The sequence below is a fragment of the Streptomyces mesophilus genome, assembly GCF_040300965.1.
Classification (GTDB): domain Bacteria; phylum Actinomycetota; class Actinomycetes; order Streptomycetales; family Streptomycetaceae; genus Streptomyces; species Streptomyces mesophilus_A.
In genome coordinates, this window is the sequence record NZ_JBEPEW010000009.1 from 1 (window position 1) to 14,984 (window position 14,984).

The following is a 14,984-nucleotide window of genomic DNA, read 5'->3' on the forward strand; positions in this document are numbered from 1 at the left end:
CACCCGCCGCCCACCACCACCCGCCGCCCACCACCACCCGCACCGCGCCCCCCGCCCCGCACCCCCCACCACTGTTGCCGAACCAGCAAGCGAAGTAGCCCGCCCGCCCTGACCCTCCAGATGATGGACACACCGGGCCGGACAGCCGGCCGGGCAGAGCCGGCTGGAGGAAGCGATGGCTGAGCAGTTCGCGGAGCACCGCACGGTCCCGACCGAGGACGGCGGCCGGATCCATCTCGTCGAACAGGGCACGGGTCCGCTGGTGCTCCTGGTGCACGGCTTCCCGGAGTTCTGGTACTCGTGGCGCCACCAGCTCCCTGCGCTCGCCGCCGCCGGCTACCGCGCCGCGGCGATCGACGTCCGCGGCTACGGGCGCTCCGCCAAGCCGGCCGCCCCCGACGCTTACCGCATGCTGAACCTCGTGGCGGACAACGTCGCGGTGGTACGCGGACTCGGCGAGGAGTCCGCGACCGTCGTCGGCCACGACTGGGGCGCGACGATCGCCGCGCACTCGGCTCTGCTTCGGCCGGAGGTCTTCCGGGCCGTGGGTCTCCTGAGCGTCCCCTACACCCCGCCGGGCGGCCCCCGGCCCAGCGATGTCTTCGCTCAACTGGGCGGTCCTGACGAGGAGTTCTACGTCTCGTACTTCCAGGAGCCGGGCCGCGCCGAGGCCGAGATCGAACCGGAGGTACGCGGCTGGCTCGCCGGTTTCTACGCGGCCCTGTCCGCCGACACCATGCCCGCCGCCGACGCACCCGATCCGCGCTTCCTGAGCAAGGGCGGGGCGCTGCGGGACCGCTTCCCCGCGGAGCGCCCGTCCTGGCTGGGCGACCGTGAACTCGCCGCGTACGCAGAGGAATTCGAGCGTACGGGCCTGACCGGCGCGCTCAACCGCTACCGGAACATGGACCGCGACTGGCAGGACCTCGCCGCGCACGAGGGCGCCCCGCTCACCCAGCCCTCGCTCTTCCTCGGCGGCACCGAGGACGCGTCGACCACCTGGCTCGCGGCCGCGATCGACGCGTACCCGCAAACGCTCCCGGGCCTGACCTCATGCCACCTCCTCGACGGCGCGGGACACTGGCTCCAGCAGGAGCGCCCGGACGAGGTCAACCGCCACCTCACCGACTGGCTCGCCACGCTCCAGGGCCGCTAGGGCCTACGCGTCCGGTTCCACTCGTCCTTCATCGCCCACGTATCCGCCAACGGCCCCAAGTGGCCCAACTTGTCGGGGTTGATGACCGAGCGGATCGCGGCGATCCGGCCGTCCACGACATCGACCGTCAGCGCCACGGCCACCTTGCCGTCGCGGTCGCGGAACAGCGCACCCGGCTGGCCGTTGATCTCCTGGACGTCCACGACCGTGCCGATCGAGAAGATCGGCGGGAACGCGCCGGCGATGAGGCGCGCGACCTTCTCGGAGCCGTGGATGAACCGCGCCAGCTGAGGCGCCTTGCCACCGCCGTCACCCACCAACTGGACGTCGGCGGCGAGCAGTTCCTGCAGGCTCTCCACACTGCCCTCGCGCAGGGCCGCGAAGAACCGCGCCGCCAGTTCCTCGCGCTCCTTGCGGTCGGCGTCGAAGCGGGTGCGCCCCTCGTCCATGTGCTTGCGTGCCCGCGCCGACAGCTGCCGGCAGGCCGCCTCCGTACGGCCGACGGCCTCGGCGACCTCGGCGTATCCGAAGCCGAAGACCTCGCGCAGGACGAACACCGCGCGCTCCAGCGGGCTCAGGCGCTCCAGGAGCAGCAGCGCCGCCATGGACACCGAGTCGGCCAGTTCGGCGGCGCGCGCCGGGTCCTCGTAGGGGTCGCTCAGGAGCGGTTCGGGCAGCCATTCGCCGACGTATTCCTCCCGTCGTACGCGCGCGGAGCGCAGCACGTCGATGGAGATACGGGTGACGACGGTGGAGAGGAAGGACTTGAGCGAGTCGGGGCGGGTCGTGGTCGTCTCGTAGCGCAGCCAGGTCTCCTGGACGGCGTCCTCCGCCTCGCTGACACTGCCGAGAATGCGGTACGAGATGGAGAACAGGAGCGGTCGCAGCTGCTCGAACTCCTCGGCTCTGCCCCTGAGTTGTGTGTCCGTGCCCGCGCCGGCCATCACCAGCTCCTCCCCGTCCGACAGCTTCCCCCCAGAGATTACGCCCCCGCCTCAGAACGGCAGGGCCCGGCTGTGCACCACGTCCAGCCGCGAGACGGCCCGGGTCAGGACCACATAGAGCCGCTCCGGGCCGCGCTCCTCGGCCTCCGCGATCGCCGCCGGTTCCACCGCCACCACGTGGTCGTACTCCAGACCCTTGGCAAGGGACGCGGGCAGCAGGGTCAGCCTCGCGCCCAGCTCTTCGGGACCGGCCACGGGGAGCCCGGCCGCCCCCAGTGCCGCACGCAGCGACGGCACCTGCGCATCCGCCGCGATCACCCCGACCGAACCCTCCCGCTCCAGCGCCCGCACGGCCGCCTCCACGGTCGCGGCGGTCACATCCCGTACGGGCAGCAGCCTCAACTCCCCGTCCGTCCGCAGCGACCGGGCCTCCGGCACATCCGCCTCCAGGGCCCCGAGCAGCCGGTTCGCAAGCCCCACCACCGCCTCCGGCACGCGGAAGCCGGTGGTCAGCGGGATGACCCGCGCATCCGGCTTCCCGAGGTGCGCGAGCAGCTCGGGCCAGGAGCGCGCCGCCCACGGCGTGGTCCCCTGGGCCAGATCCCCGAGCACGGTCAGCGACCCGAAACGTGCCCGCCGCCCGATCGCCCGCGCCTGCATCGGCGAGAGATCCTGCGCCTCGTCGATCACTATGTGCCCGTATCCGGCGGGGTGTTCGATCAGCCCGGCGATCTCGTCGAGCAGCACGAGATCGGCCGCGGACCACTTGGCCGACTTCACGGAACGCGGCGGCTTCTCCCAGCTCAGCACCTTCACCTCGGCCGCGGTCAACAGGCCCCCGGCCGCCGCGGGATCCGTGAGCAGCTCGGCGAGCACCTCCTCCGGCTTGACCCGCGGCCACACCTCGTCGAGGAACCCACGCACCTGCCGCCCCATCTTCTGGAGCCACGCGTGGGTGCGGGTGCCGGAGCGCCGTTCGGCCTGATCCCGTACGAGGGCGAGGACGCGTGTCTGCACCCGCTCACGGCCGACGGCGTACGGCGGCGCCTGCGCGCGCACCTCCCCCACGATCTGCTCGAGCTCGCCGAGCGACACCCGCCAGCGGTACGAACCGTCCACCACCGCAAGGGAGTCGGCGGGCAGCCGCACCCGGGAGTACAGGGCGCGGTGCAGCACCTCGGCCATCCGCGCGTCGTGCTTCACGGCGGCGGCCTCCGGCGAGTCCACCGCACGCACCGGATGGCGCGCGATCTCGTCGTCCACGGTCGACTGCCGCACGCCCGTCTCGCCGAGCGAGGGCAGGACCTCCGAGATGTACGCGAGGAAGGTCCGGTTGGGGCCGAGGATCAGCAGTCCGCCGCGCTGGATGCGCCGGGGGTACGTGTAGAGGAGGTACGCGGCCCGGTGCAGTCCGACCGCGGTCTTGCCGGTGCCGGGCGCGCCCTGCACACAGACGGAGGCGGCGAGGTCCCCGCGTACCAGCTCGTCCTGCTCGGGCTGGATCGTGGCGGCGATATCGCGCATCGGACCGACGCGCGGGCGTTCGATCTCCTCGGCGAGGAAGGCGCTCGGTCCGCTCAACTCCTCGCCTTTACCGAGGAGTTCGTCCTCGAACCCGGTCAGGTCGGCGGATGCGCCGCGACTGCCGGGCGCCCAGCCGAAGCGGCGGCGCACCGCGACGCCCTGCGGATCGTGGGCGCCCGCGCGGTAGAAGGCGCGCGAGACGGGCGCGCGCCAGTCGACGACCAGGGGCGGTGCGGCCGGATGCTCGCTGATCCGCAGACGGCCGATGTGGTAGCGCTGGCCGCGATGGTCGCCGGCCACGCCGCCGTCCCGTACGCCCGCGAAGTCCAGGCGCCCGAAGAACAGCGGCCCCTCGGGCAGCTCGGTCATCTCCTTGGCGCGGCTGCGCAGCTGATAGCCGAGCACCTCGGCGTCGGCGCCGGACGCGGAGGCGTTCTCGCCGACCACGACCTGTTCGTGCGCCCCCTCGATCATCTCGGTGAGGGCGGTGCGGCAGTGGTCGTGATGGGCGCGTTCGAGGGCCAGCTCCTGGGTGATGGTGCTCATCCCCCGAGAATAACCGAAAAACTTTACCGAGTTACATTTTTTACCGGGTTACGTCCAGGAGGTACGCTGACTCCCATGCCCGAAACCCCCGGCCTGCGCGCACGCAAGAAGCAGCAGACCTTCGACACCATCTCGGAGACCGCCATCGCGCTGTTCCTGGAGCGCGGTTTCGACCGGGTCCCGGTCGCGGAGGTGGCCGCGGCGGCCGGAGTGTCCAAGCCGACCCTGTTCCGCTACTTCCCGGCCAAGGAGGACCTGGTCCTGCACCGCTTCGCGGACCACGAGGACGAGGCCGCCCGGGTCGTGGCCGGCCGCGCCGCGGACGAGTCCCCGCTGGACGCCCTGCGCCGCGACTTCCTGGCCGGCCTCGAACGCCAGGACCCGGTCACGGGCCTGTGCGACAACCCCCAGGTGCTCGCCTTCCAGCGCCTCGCGTACGGCACGCCCTCGGTGGTGGCCCGGATGCTCGGCTTCCTCACCCGTTCCGAGGAGGTGCTCGCCGAGGCGCTCGGCGGAGGCATCGGGGCGCGGCTGGCGGCGGGCCAGATCATCGCCGTACGCAGGATCCTCGCGGACGAGAACCGGCACCGGATCGCGGCGGGCGAGCGGGCGGCGGATGTGCTGCCGGATGCGGCGGAGGCGGCGGAGCTCGCCTTCGCCCAGCTGGCCTCCGGGCTCGCTCAACTCCCTCTGGACTCGGGCCGGTCGGCCTCTTAGCGGTCCGCACCGAACCCCGTACGAGCCCCGTCTCTTTTCGGCCCGCGAGGGACACTGGAGGGATGGACTCCCTGCACGGCACTTCCGTGACCCTGCGCCCCGCGACCGCGGCCGACCTGCCGGCGTTCCGCGCCGCACTCGGCACCGCCGAGGTCCGCCGCTGGTGGAACTGGCCGGACCCCGAGGGCGACCTGTCCGAGCCGGACCACCGGCAGCTGGCGATCACGGTCAAGGGCGAGACCGTCGGCATGATCCAGTGGGACGAGGAGCCGGACCCGGACTTCCGCCACGCCTCCATCGATATTTTCGTCCACCCCGACCACCACCGTCTGGGCCTGGGCACGGACGCCATCCGCACCCTGGCCCGCTGGCTGATCGGCGTACGCGGTCACCACCGTCTGACCATCGACCCGGCGGCCGAGAACACGGCGGCGATCACCTGCTACGAACGCCTCGGCTTCCACCGCGTGGGGGTGCTGCGCAAGCAGTGGTACGACCATGAGCGAGGGGACTGGGCGGACGGGCTGCTGCTCGATCTGCTCAAGGGGGAGCTGAGCGAAGGGAGTTGAGGTCCGGCCTCAGGGGCGGGACCGGCGCTCGATCAGTGCGGCGACCCCGTCGAGGACACACGCGAGGCCGAAGTCGAACTCCGCATCGGGCTCGTCCGCCTCGTCCATCACCCCGGAGTCGAGGAACCGGGTCATCGCGGGGTGGCGTTCGGGGTCGGTCAGGACGCGCAGGCCGCGCGCATACCGCCGCATCACGGCGTCGGGGGCGAGTCCGGTCTCGGCCATGGCGGCTGCCACGTCCGACATGAGCAGGGCCTCCTGCCGTACGAAACCGGACACGAGCATGATCACCGAGATCTTCTCCCCCTCCGAGAGCCCGGTGTCGGCGAGCACGGCGAGCCCGCGCTCCATCCACACCACGGACTTGGGGGAAACAGGGGGCCCGGAGATCGGGATCCGCAGGAGCCACAGGTTCTCCTGGAAGATCCGGCGCTGCTCGGCGGCCCACTGCGCGAGTCCCGCCCGCCAGCCCGTCGCGGGGTCCCAGGGGCCGGACGGCACGGGGTACACCGCCTCCTGCATCAGGACGTACAGCTCGTCCTTGGCGCCCACGTACCGGTACAGCGACATGGTCGATACGCCGAGCCCTTTGGCCACCCGCCCCATCGAGACGGCGCCGAGCCCCTCGGCCGCGGCCAGCTCCACCGCCTGATCGACGATCCGGTCCAGCGAGAGCCCGGGCTTGGGCCCCTTCGACGGGCGCTCGCGCAGCCCCCAGGCCGTCGCGAGGCTCGCGGGCAGACCTGTGTCGTCGTCCACCTGCGCCATGCGCGTCGCCTCCTTGCGTGAACCGTGAGCTCGGGCCCCCGGGAAAACCCTGAGGTTTCCCGGAGCCGGCCCCGAGCTTCCCTCTTCGAGCTTGACGCACATCCTATTTCTGCGTAACCCTTACACAGTAATGCGTAAGGCATACGCAGAAGAAGCGCCGAGCCCTTCGGCGCACCGGAAACGGGGATCACCCATGACCATCACGCAACGGAACGCGGCGCATGCGGCGAGCGCGACCGAGCCCGCGCCGGCCATCGAGGCCGCCGGGCTCCGCAAGAGCTACGGCACCCACGAGGTCCTGCGCGGCATCGACCTCAGCGTGCCGCGCGGCACCGTCTACGCCCTGCTCGGCCCGAACGGCGCCGGCAAGACCACTGCCGTCCGCATCCTCGCCACGCTCGCCACGGCCGACGGGGGAACGGCCCGGGTGGCGGGCCACGACGTGCGGACCGAGCGGTCGCGGGTGCGCCGGTCCATCAGCCTGACCGGCCAGTTCGCGGCGGTCGACGAGATGCAGACGGGCACGGAGAACCTGCGGATGATGGCCCGCCTGGCCCCTTCGGCCACCGGGGCCCGCCTGTCCCGCGCCGAGGCCCGCACCAAGGCCTCCGGGCTCCTCGCCCGCTTCGGACTCACCGATGCGGCCGACCGCCTCGTCAAGACGTACTCGGGCGGCATGCGCCGCCGCCTCGACCTGGCGGCTTCACTGGTCGGCTCCCCCGAGATCATCTTCCTCGACGAGCCCACCACCGGTCTCGACCCGCGCAGCCGCAAGGAACTCTGGTCGCTGGTACGGGAGTTGCGTGCCGGGGGCACCACGGTCTTCCTCACCACCCAGTACCTGGAAGAGGCAGACCAATTGGCGGACCGTATCGCGGTCCTGGACGCGGGCACGCTCGTCGCCGAAGGCACGGCGGCCGAGCTCAAGCAGCGCGTGGCGGACCACCGACTGGATGTGACCGTCGCCGACTCGGAGACGTATCTGCGCCTGGCCCACCGCGCCACCTACAGCGACCCGGAGGCCCGCGTCCTCGGCATCCCCACGGACGGCAGCGCGGCCGAAGTCCGCGCACTGCTCGACGCGTTGGACCCGGACCGGTCCGCGATCACCAGCTTCACGCTGCACAGCGCCACGCTCGACGACGTCTTCCTGACCTTGACGGGACAACCGCCGGCCACCTCACCACGGGACACCGCACCGCAGGACAGCACACCCCAGGACACCGCCGCTCCGGCCACCGCCCAGACCACCGCCTCGCCCCTGAAGGACTCCAGCCATGTCTGACGCCCTCATCATGAGCGGCCGCGCCCTGCGCATGAGCCGCCGCAACGTCGACGCCCTGATCACCGCACTCGCCCTGCCGGTGATGCTGCTGCTGATCTTCGTCTACTTCTTCGGCGGGGCGATCGACACCGGCACGCGCTACGTCACCTATGTGGTCCCCGGCGTCCTGCTGCTCTGCGCCGGTTTCGGCTCGTCCAACACGGCCATCGCGGTCGTCGAAGACCTCAAGACCGGCATCATCGACCGCTTCCGCTCCCTCGACATCGGCGGCGCCCCCGTCCTGGCCGGCCACGTGGTCGCATCCGCGGCCCGCAACCTGATCGCCACAGCCCTGGTCTTCGCGCTCGCCTTCGCCATCGGTTTCCGCCCGGACGCCACACTCGCCGGCTGGTTCGCCGCGCTCGGCGTACTCCTCGCCTTCATCCTGGCCCTGTCCTGGCTCTCGGCCGCGGTCGGCCTGCTCGCCAAGTCCCCGGAGGCAGCGGGTGGATTCACCTTCTTCGTCAGCTTCCTGCCGTATCCCAGCAGCGCGTTCGTGAAAACCGAGGACATGCCGTCCTGGCTCCAGGGCTTCGCGGAGAACCAGCCGATCAGCCAGGTCATCGAGTCCCTGCGCGGCCTGCTGCTCGGCCGGCCGGTGGGCTGGACCCCGTGGATCGCACTCGCCTGGTGCACCGGAATCCTGCTGGCTTCGGTGGCGGCTTCGGCTTGGCTGTTCCGGCGGCGTACGGCCTGACCGTGATGGACGCACCCGAGCTGAAAAGAGTCGGCTGCTCACCCTTTGGAGCAACGAATCCTCTGCTCCGGTCGAATGTTTCGACATACACCACTAGAGTCCGCGACTAAGGTGCGCAGCACCTCGCCGCCGTGAGCGGCACCGGGTTCAAACAGGAGCAATCAGGAGCCTGCAGTGGCCGGAGAGTCCGTCCCCTGTCCCGCTCCTCCACGAGGCAAGGCGCTCACCCCATACGAACTGCGGGCGGCCTTCGTGGAGCATGCGAGACGCCACGGGGCGATGACCCGCGGCCACCACAACCGGAACTTCATGGTTCCTCTCACCGAGGACATGGCGGAGCTGGTGGGCGAAGCACCCGGTCGCAATGTGATGGTGCGGACGCGCCTGCCTGACGCCTTGCGTGTGGTCATCAGGACGTGGGAGGACGAGGCCAAGGTCCTCGAAGCGGTCAGGGCCGTTCTGCCGCAGGTCCCCCGCTGTCTGGCCTCTCACGAGGACACGGCGATCCACAGCTATGTGGAGGGAGTTCCTCTCTCCAGCGTCTGCGAGAACGGGAAGCCCCTGGACGGGCTCCTGGTGCGGGCCCTGACCGGCGTACTGGCGGAAATGACACAGGTGCGCAAGGAGTCACTGCCGAAACTGCCGGACAGTTGGCCGCGCAACCATCGGGACAGCCGCGGGTTCTTACGCAACCTGGCTTTGATGGCCGATGAGCAGATTCGCAAACCCAACTGGCAGGAATTCGGCGGCCTGTTCGCGGCGCTGGGCATCGCGGACGATGCACTGGTGCAGTTCGCGGAGCGCATCCCGGCGATGTCCCCGCGCCCCTTCAGCCTCCTGCACACCGATCTGCACCGCGACAACATCATCGTCACCTACGACGGCAGGCCACCACTCATCTATGTGGACTGGGAGCTGGCCTCCTGGGGCGACCCCCTGTACGACCTGGCCAATCACCTCGTGCGGATGCACTACCCGGAGCAGCAGCAGACCGAGGTGATCCACACCTGGGCAGCGGACATGCAGCGGGTCCGGCCCGAGGTCACACGGAACGCATCACGGGATCTGAAGCATTACTTCGCCTTCGAGTACGCGCAGTCGGTATTTCCCGACGTCATGCGAGCCGCCGCTTCCCTGGGCGACACGTTGCAGGCGCAGCGCCTGGAGGCCGCGACACAACAAGTGGCGCGGGCTCTGCGGAAGGCATCCGCACCACTGCAGCTCGCGGACGTTCCGGAACCGGAGATCGAGCGGGCTCTGTACCGCTGGCAGACGGCTCGTATCGGACGTCAGGGCAGATCGCGGATCGAGCGTGGAATCAACTTCGAGCCCGATGAGCGCTTCAAGCATCCGGAGTGCGACCATGCCACCGTGCTGGCAGCCCTGGAGGCGGAAGGTGCGGCTCCGGCGAACCGGGTGTTCAAAGGCACCGCGCATCTCAACACCGTGGTGCAGGTGCCGGGCAAGTTCCGGCCCATCGTCGTACGGCGCAAGGTGGGCGGTGAGGGCCGCAGGGAGCAGCCCTTCCTCAGCGAGCACGCAGTGCTCCGCCTGATCGAGAACTCGCAGGCCACCAAGAAGACGGTGTGCGCCCCTCGAGTCCTCGCCCTTGGCACGAGCGGTCTCAAGGACGCCTTCGCCATCCACTCCTACGAGGGCCCCGACGGTGACGGCCGGCCCCCCAACCATCCCGAACACGGGCTGCTTCCTCATGAGGCCGACAACCTCGTCGACCAGCTCAAGGCGTTGGCAGCCATCTCACTCGACGACCTCTGGCAACTCGACCCGGCTGCCAAGGACTTGGACTTCTACGCGTGGCTCAGCGAACAGCTGGTGCGCCTCGTCGCCACGCTGCCCACCGAATCCAAGAAGTTCGCCCGCGCGCTCGGGCTGCCTGACGAGTACCGGCTCAAGGACCTGCTGCAACGGCACGAGGTCACCCCACGCCCCTTCGCCCTGCTCCATGGCGACCTCAATCCCTGGAACCTGGTGCGGCAGCCCAACGGGGAACTCACGCTCATCGACTGGGAGATGGCGATGGTGGGCGACCCCCTGTACGACCTCGTACGGCATCTGCATCTCACACCTGTCCGGCCGGCCATCAGGGACCGCATGTTCCGGCGCTGGGAGAAGCAGCTCGGCAGCCGGCACACCCAGGGCTGGCAGGCCGACTGGCGCGTGTACCGGTGGATGGAGCTGGTCCGCTCCGCTTACATCGACCTCGATCGCCTGGTGACAGGGGACGGCCTCGACGCACCCAACGTCCGTCGTGCGGTGGACCGTTACGCCATGACGCTGGCCGAGGCAACCGCCGCCCTCGGCCTGCGGTCGCGTCCCGTCGCCAATCCGTATCTCCAAAGAGCGCTGCCGATCCGCGAGGGAACTCTCACCCGCGCGGACGGTCTGAAGCCAAAGGGCTCCTAGGACTCAGCGTTTGGGCTGCTCGGCCACCAGATCCCAGAGCGAGTCGAACCAGGACTGGAGACTGGCGACGAAGACCGACCCTGCAGACTTGGGGTCGTCATCCGCCGCATGATGCGCCAGCGTGGAGCCGAGACCCAGCACGTCCACCACGTCCGCCGGTGTGTCATCGAGCAGGTTGATCCTGCGCTCGAGAACTTCATAGGGCCCGAGCAGCGCCTCGCTTCCGTTGAGAACGTACACCTTGAAGGTGGGTGCCAACCGGACCGTGCGTATCTCCACGGAGACCGCATCGACCAAGCGCTCGGTCTCCAGCTCTCGCAGCACCCGCTTGAGTGATCGCGTGTGCAGATCGCTGATGGCCCGCAGCCGCTCCTGCGGGCGGGAGTCCTCCGGGTCGTCCTTCATCCGCGGATACGGAAGGTAAGTGGACTCGCCCGGAAGCAGCATCCGCACCTTCACCGACCGAGGCGAGATCTCCCCCGCCCGTACCCGCTCGGCTTGCAGCCTGACGTGCGCGTCCAAGGACTCCGACGTCAGGGTGAACACATCGAGCGTCACCTCGGCCGCTTCGAAAGCCGCACCGATCAGTGGCCCGAGGGTGACCCGTCGGCTCTGTCCGTCGCGAGCCAGAGAAGGAATCTGCTGCTGCGCCTTCAAAGTCTCCGGATGCGCACGCACCCGCGTGCCGCTCCCCCGGCGGGACTCGACGAGGCCCTCCGCGGCGAGCTCGTGCAGGACTTTCACCACGGTGTCGCGGGAGACGCCGAGTTCGTCCGCCAACTCCCTTTGGGAGGGGAGTTGTTGGCCGACCCGGTAGATCCCGTCCTTCAGGCGGGACCGCAGCTCCTCCGCCACTTCCTGGAATGTCCTGCCACCACTCTCGCTCACGCCCTGAACGTACCGTCGGATTACCGGCCACAAACCGCTTTCAGACAAGTTGTCTGCGCAGGTGGTGACTTGGATTGTCGATCACCAGTCCAGGGGACATACCTTTCAGACAACCAGTCCAGTTGGACTGAAGAGGGGAGGGTTGGCGCTATGGTGAGGTTCCCTGAAATGGTCGAACTGGCCTTGGTGCTCTGGCAGTTGCTCGACCAGGTGCATCTGATCGAAGGTGGTCCGGTGATCGTGACCATCGCCCTTGTGGCCACGGCGCTCCGCACGCGCAATTCAGCAGTCGCCTACGCAGCCGCCATGGCCGCACTGGTAGTCCTGGCTCAGGCTTGAGCCGCCGCCTCCCAGACGAGGTCGAGGACCGGGCCCAGGGAGTCGACGACGAGGTCGGCTCCCGCGGAGCGCAGGCGTTCCTGGCGGTGCGGGTCGCGGCCGTAGCCGAGGAAGTCGACGCCCGCGGCGCGGGCCGCGTGCAGGTCGGCCGCGGTGTCGCCGATCATCAGGGCCGAGGAGGCCTCGGCGCCCAGGAATTCCAGAGCCCGGTGCAGGCAGTCGGGGTCGGGCTTGAGGTGGTCGACCTTGTGGGTGCGGCCGTGGATGCCGCCGCCGAAGCAGCGCAGGAGATTGCGCTGTGTCAGGTAACGCTCCACCGCACGCGGCGAGTTGTTGGTCGTCACCGCCAGGCCGACACCCGTGGCGCTCCACGTCTGGATCAGGCGGTCCACGTACGGGGTGGGATACGCCTTGACCGTCGCAAGGAGCTCCTCGCGGGTGAGCTCACCCTCCAGGCCCTCGACCAGCTCGCGGTCCGGGTAGGTGCGGTCGACCTCGCGCAGCAGCGCGTGCGGGTCGTCGCTGTCCCAGCCGGAGCCGACGATGCCCGGTCCGCCGTTCTCGTCGAGCCAGGCGAGCAGACGCCGGGTCACACCGGCGGCCGGATGCCCGGCGAAGAGCCGGCAGATCGGCCCGTCGAAGTCGAAGAGCACAGCCTGTTTTCCGGTGATCAAATCGCCGACTCTTTCGATCACTTGGGCCGCCTGAGTGGTCTGCGTGGTTTCAGAAGTCACTAAGAGAGTGTCAGGTCCCCGGCGATCGTGTTCCAGAGTGCGTCGAACCACCGCTGCGACTCCTCCACAAATGACGCGTCCTTGCCCCCCTCGCCCGGCTCTCCCGTGGCCGGCTTCTCGAAGGAGAAGAGGAGGGACTTGGTGCCCAGGGCGTCGAAGAGCTCCACCATCTCACTGTCGCCGCCCACGGGCTCCTCGCGCCGCGTCACCATGTAGTACGCGAAGAGGGCCTCCGAGCCGTTGAGGAGATAGAGCTTCACGGGCGGGGTGAACGGCAGCGCCTTGAACGTGACCCGTACGTCGATCTCATGGGTCGAGCGCAGGGCGAGAAGGTTGTGCTTCAGGACCTGGCCCTGGGCGTTGCGCTGGTCGAGCCAGCGCTTGTGGACCGCCTCGTGCTCGCCCTCGACCGGGACCGGGAAGGCCAGGTCGATGTCGCGGCTCGGCAGCAGCAGCCGCACCTCGATGGACTCCGGGCGCAGGGTGCCCTCGTGGACCCGGCGCAGGGGCTCGCCCAGGGCGATCATCAAGGTCTCGGACGTGAGGCTGAGCGCGTCGATCCGGACGTGCGGGCGGCCGAAGGCGCGTACCAACTGGGGGCCGAGGCCGACCATGGTGGGCTGCGGGCCGGTGGGCGTGGGCAGGGCGGCCCGGGGGGCGATCTGCGGCGGGGCGCCCTTGGTGACGTTCTTGAGCAGGCCGTCGTCCTGGAGCATCTTCAGGGCGAGGCGGACCGTGCCCCGCTCCACGCCGAACTCCTCCGCCAGCCGGCCCTGGGTCGGGAGGCGGCTGCCGGGCTGCAGTTCGCCGTTCCTGATCCGGCTGCGGAGTATCTCCGCGATCTCTTGGTGCGAGGGCTTTCTGCCGTTCACCGTCACGCTCTCCTGGGCCTGGGTCACGACCAGAAGGTTACAACTCCCGTTGAGCTGGCGGCAGTTGTTTCGACCTACGAACCAAGGGAAGAAACTTGGTGAGACTAGGAACCAACAACAGCCAAGTTTCCCCAAAGTTGGCAATCGCTGGTTCGCGTAGCTCCTCCCCACCCCGAAGGAGGAACCACCATGCCGGTCATCGCGCTCCTTGGTGCAGTCTTCGTCATCGGATTCGAGCAGCTGGTGCAGTGGCAGTACGGGCCCATGGGCATCATCGGCCTGCTGCTCCTGAGCATCGGCATCAAGGCCAAGAGTCCCGCCTGCAGCTCCATCGGAGCCGTCATGCTCGCGGTCCTGGTCGCCGGCCCCGCCCTCTGAGCCCCACCGGCTCGGCGGGGCCACCCCATCCGTCAGAACCCGGGCGGCGCCAGCTCCAGCGGCGAACTGATCGTCTCCCACAGTGCGTTGAACCACAGATGCGACTGCTCGACGAAGGTCGTATCCCTCAGGCCGGCGCCCTGCTGGAACGCGAAGAGCATCGACTGCGTCCCCTGGGCGTCGTACATCTCGAGGTACTCGTGATCGATCTCGGCGCCGCGCCTGGTGAGCGTGTAGTACGCGAAGAGGGCTTCCGAGCCGTTGAGGAGATAGAGCTTCACGGGCGGAGTGAACGGCAGCGCCCGGAAGGAGACGGACACGTCGATGCCGTGCGTGGCCCGCAGCGCGAGGAGATTGTGCTTGAGCACCTGACCCTGCGCATTGCGCTGGGCCAGCCACTGTCTGCGCACGGGGTTGATCGCCTCCTGGCCTGCGGCTATGCCTTCGACCGGGACCGGGAAGGCCAGGTCGATATGGCGGCTGGGCAGCAGCACGCGGACATTGACCCTGGCCGGTTTCGGTCCCCCTGCGTGGATATGCCGCAGCGGTTCACCGATCGCGAGGGTCAGCGATATGGACGTCAGGCAGATCGCGTCGATCTCCACCTGGGGCGCCGAGAACGCCGAGGTGATCCGGGGTCCGAGGGCGACCGTGGTCGGCATCGGGGCGGCTTCGGCGCCCGCGAAGGAGTGCATCACCTCCGCCGCGTCCACGGCGACCGTCGCGGGGCTCCCCTTGGTCACATTGGTGAGCAGCCGCTCGGCCTTGAGGATGTCGAGCGCCTGCCGTACGGCGCCGCGTTCGACACCGAACTCATCTGCCAACTTGGCCTGTGTCGGCATCCGTTGGCCCGGCTGCAACTGTCCGCTGCGGATCCGGGCGCGCAGTTCATCCGCCACCTCGCGGTGCGACCTGCGGGCGCTTTCGGCGCTGCGGGGACCGCTGTGGACTTCTTCCTGGGGAGCACGCTTCGGGCTCACAACCAAATAGTACAACTTCCCGCCATCTTCGGGGAGTTGTTGGAAACCTGGTTATCGATCGAACCCAAGGGCAAAAAACCCTTTGAGAGTTGGCTACCAACTCCGACAAGCTGGATGCACCCAG

Annotated in this window: 15 protein-coding genes; 8 read left to right on the forward strand and 7 right to left on the reverse strand. The window is 69.3% G+C overall.

Features of this window, described 5'->3' with window-relative positions; all coding sequences use genetic code 11:
• Nucleotides 1-175 precede the first annotated feature (175 nt).
• Nucleotides 176-1,156 (forward strand): alpha/beta fold hydrolase, encoded by a 981-nt coding sequence (locus ABT367_RS05375; RefSeq protein WP_352249822.1) that lies wholly within the window; start codon nt 176-178, stop codon nt 1,154-1,156.
• On the opposite strand, the gene ABT367_RS05380 is transcribed toward ABT367_RS05375, so the two are convergent.
• Nucleotides 1,153-2,100: an RNA polymerase sigma-70 factor gene (locus ABT367_RS05380; RefSeq protein ID WP_352249824.1), complete on the reverse strand. Its 948-nt coding sequence runs from the start codon at nt 2,098-2,100 to the stop codon at nt 1,153-1,155. The two genes, ABT367_RS05375 and ABT367_RS05380, sit on opposite strands and share 4 nt — an antisense overlap.
• Before the next feature lie 51 nt (nt 2,101-2,151).
• A complete protein-coding gene (locus tag ABT367_RS05385) occupies nt 2,152-4,170 on the reverse strand; it encodes a HelD family protein (RefSeq protein ID WP_352249826.1) in 2,019 nt (672 codons plus the stop codon).
• Nucleotides 4,171-4,245: 75 nt separating this feature from the next.
• Here ABT367_RS05385 and ABT367_RS05390 point away from each other — a divergent pair, with 75 nt between their 5' ends.
• Complete coding sequence (locus ABT367_RS05390; protein ID WP_352249828.1) at nt 4,246-4,887, forward strand: TetR/AcrR family transcriptional regulator; 642 nt, start codon at nt 4,246-4,248, stop codon at nt 4,885-4,887.
• 62 nt (nt 4,888-4,949) lie between these two features.
• The gene (locus ABT367_RS05395) at nt 4,950-5,456 is read left to right on the forward strand and encodes a GNAT family N-acetyltransferase (protein WP_352249830.1); all 507 of its coding nucleotides are present in this window, start codon (nt 4,950-4,952) and stop codon (nt 5,454-5,456) included.
• Between the two features lie 9 nt (nt 5,457-5,465).
• On the opposite strand, the gene ABT367_RS05400 is transcribed toward ABT367_RS05395, so the two are convergent.
• Nucleotides 5,466-6,224, reverse strand: a complete 759-nt coding sequence (locus ABT367_RS05400) for a TetR/AcrR family transcriptional regulator (protein ID WP_352249832.1) — start codon at nt 6,222-6,224, stop codon at nt 5,466-5,468.
• A 193-nt stretch (nt 6,225-6,417) separates the two neighbouring features.
• Between ABT367_RS05400 and ABT367_RS05405 the strand changes: the two genes are divergently transcribed.
• From ABT367_RS05405 to ABT367_RS05415, 3 genes are all read left to right on the forward strand, one after another.
• Complete coding sequence (locus ABT367_RS05405) at nt 6,418-7,509, forward strand: ATP-binding cassette domain-containing protein (RefSeq protein WP_352249834.1); 1,092 nt, start codon at nt 6,418-6,420, stop codon at nt 7,507-7,509.
• Nucleotides 7,502-8,245 carry an ABC transporter permease gene (locus tag ABT367_RS05410; protein WP_352249836.1) on the forward strand — a complete coding sequence of 248 codons (744 nt, stop codon included), beginning with the start codon at nt 7,502-7,504 and terminating at the stop codon, nt 8,243-8,245. The genes ABT367_RS05405 and ABT367_RS05410 overlap by 8 nt, the downstream gene beginning before the upstream one ends.
• Nucleotides 8,246-8,554: 309 nt before the next feature.
• Nucleotides 8,555-10,669, forward strand: a complete 2,115-nt coding sequence (locus tag ABT367_RS05415) for an aminoglycoside phosphotransferase family protein (RefSeq protein ID WP_352249837.1) — start codon at nt 8,555-8,557, stop codon at nt 10,667-10,669.
• A gap of 3 nt (nt 10,670-10,672) precedes the next feature.
• On the opposite strand, the gene ABT367_RS05420 is transcribed toward ABT367_RS05415, so the two are convergent.
• Nucleotides 10,673-11,557: a GntR family transcriptional regulator gene (locus tag ABT367_RS05420; RefSeq protein ID WP_352249839.1), complete on the reverse strand. Its 885-nt coding sequence runs from the start codon at nt 11,555-11,557 to the stop codon at nt 10,673-10,675.
• Nucleotides 11,558-11,707: 150 nt separating this feature from the next.
• On the opposite strand from ABT367_RS05420, the gene ABT367_RS05425 reads away from it, so the two are divergent.
• Entirely contained in the window at nt 11,708-11,896 is a 189-nt protein-coding gene (locus tag ABT367_RS05425; protein ID WP_352249840.1) for a hypothetical protein, read from the forward strand.
• On the opposite strand, the gene ABT367_RS05430 is transcribed toward ABT367_RS05425, so the two are convergent.
• Together ABT367_RS05430 and ABT367_RS05435 are read right to left on the reverse strand one after the other, a co-directional pair.
• Entirely contained in the window at nt 11,887-12,630 is a 744-nt protein-coding gene (locus ABT367_RS05430; protein WP_352249842.1) for an HAD family hydrolase, read from the reverse strand. The two genes, ABT367_RS05425 and ABT367_RS05430, sit on opposite strands and share 10 nt — an antisense overlap.
• The gene (locus ABT367_RS05435) at nt 12,630-13,535 is read right to left on the reverse strand and encodes a GntR family transcriptional regulator (RefSeq protein ID WP_352250012.1); all 906 of its coding nucleotides are present in this window, start codon (nt 13,533-13,535) and stop codon (nt 12,630-12,632) included. The genes ABT367_RS05430 and ABT367_RS05435 overlap by 1 nt, the downstream gene beginning before the upstream one ends.
• Nucleotides 13,536-13,691: 156 nt before the next feature.
• Between ABT367_RS05435 and ABT367_RS05440 the strand changes: the two genes are divergently transcribed.
• Nucleotides 13,692-13,880 carry a hypothetical protein gene (locus ABT367_RS05440; protein ID WP_352249844.1) on the forward strand — a complete coding sequence of 63 codons (189 nt, stop codon included), beginning with the start codon at nt 13,692-13,694 and terminating at the stop codon, nt 13,878-13,880.
• A 32-nt stretch (nt 13,881-13,912) separates the two neighbouring features.
• On the opposite strand, the gene ABT367_RS05445 is transcribed toward ABT367_RS05440, so the two are convergent.
• Nucleotides 13,913-14,866, reverse strand: coding sequence for a winged helix-turn-helix domain-containing protein (locus tag ABT367_RS05445; RefSeq protein WP_434975409.1), 954 nt, complete (start codon nt 14,864-14,866; stop codon nt 13,913-13,915).
• Between the last annotated feature and the right edge of the window lie 118 nt (nt 14,867-14,984).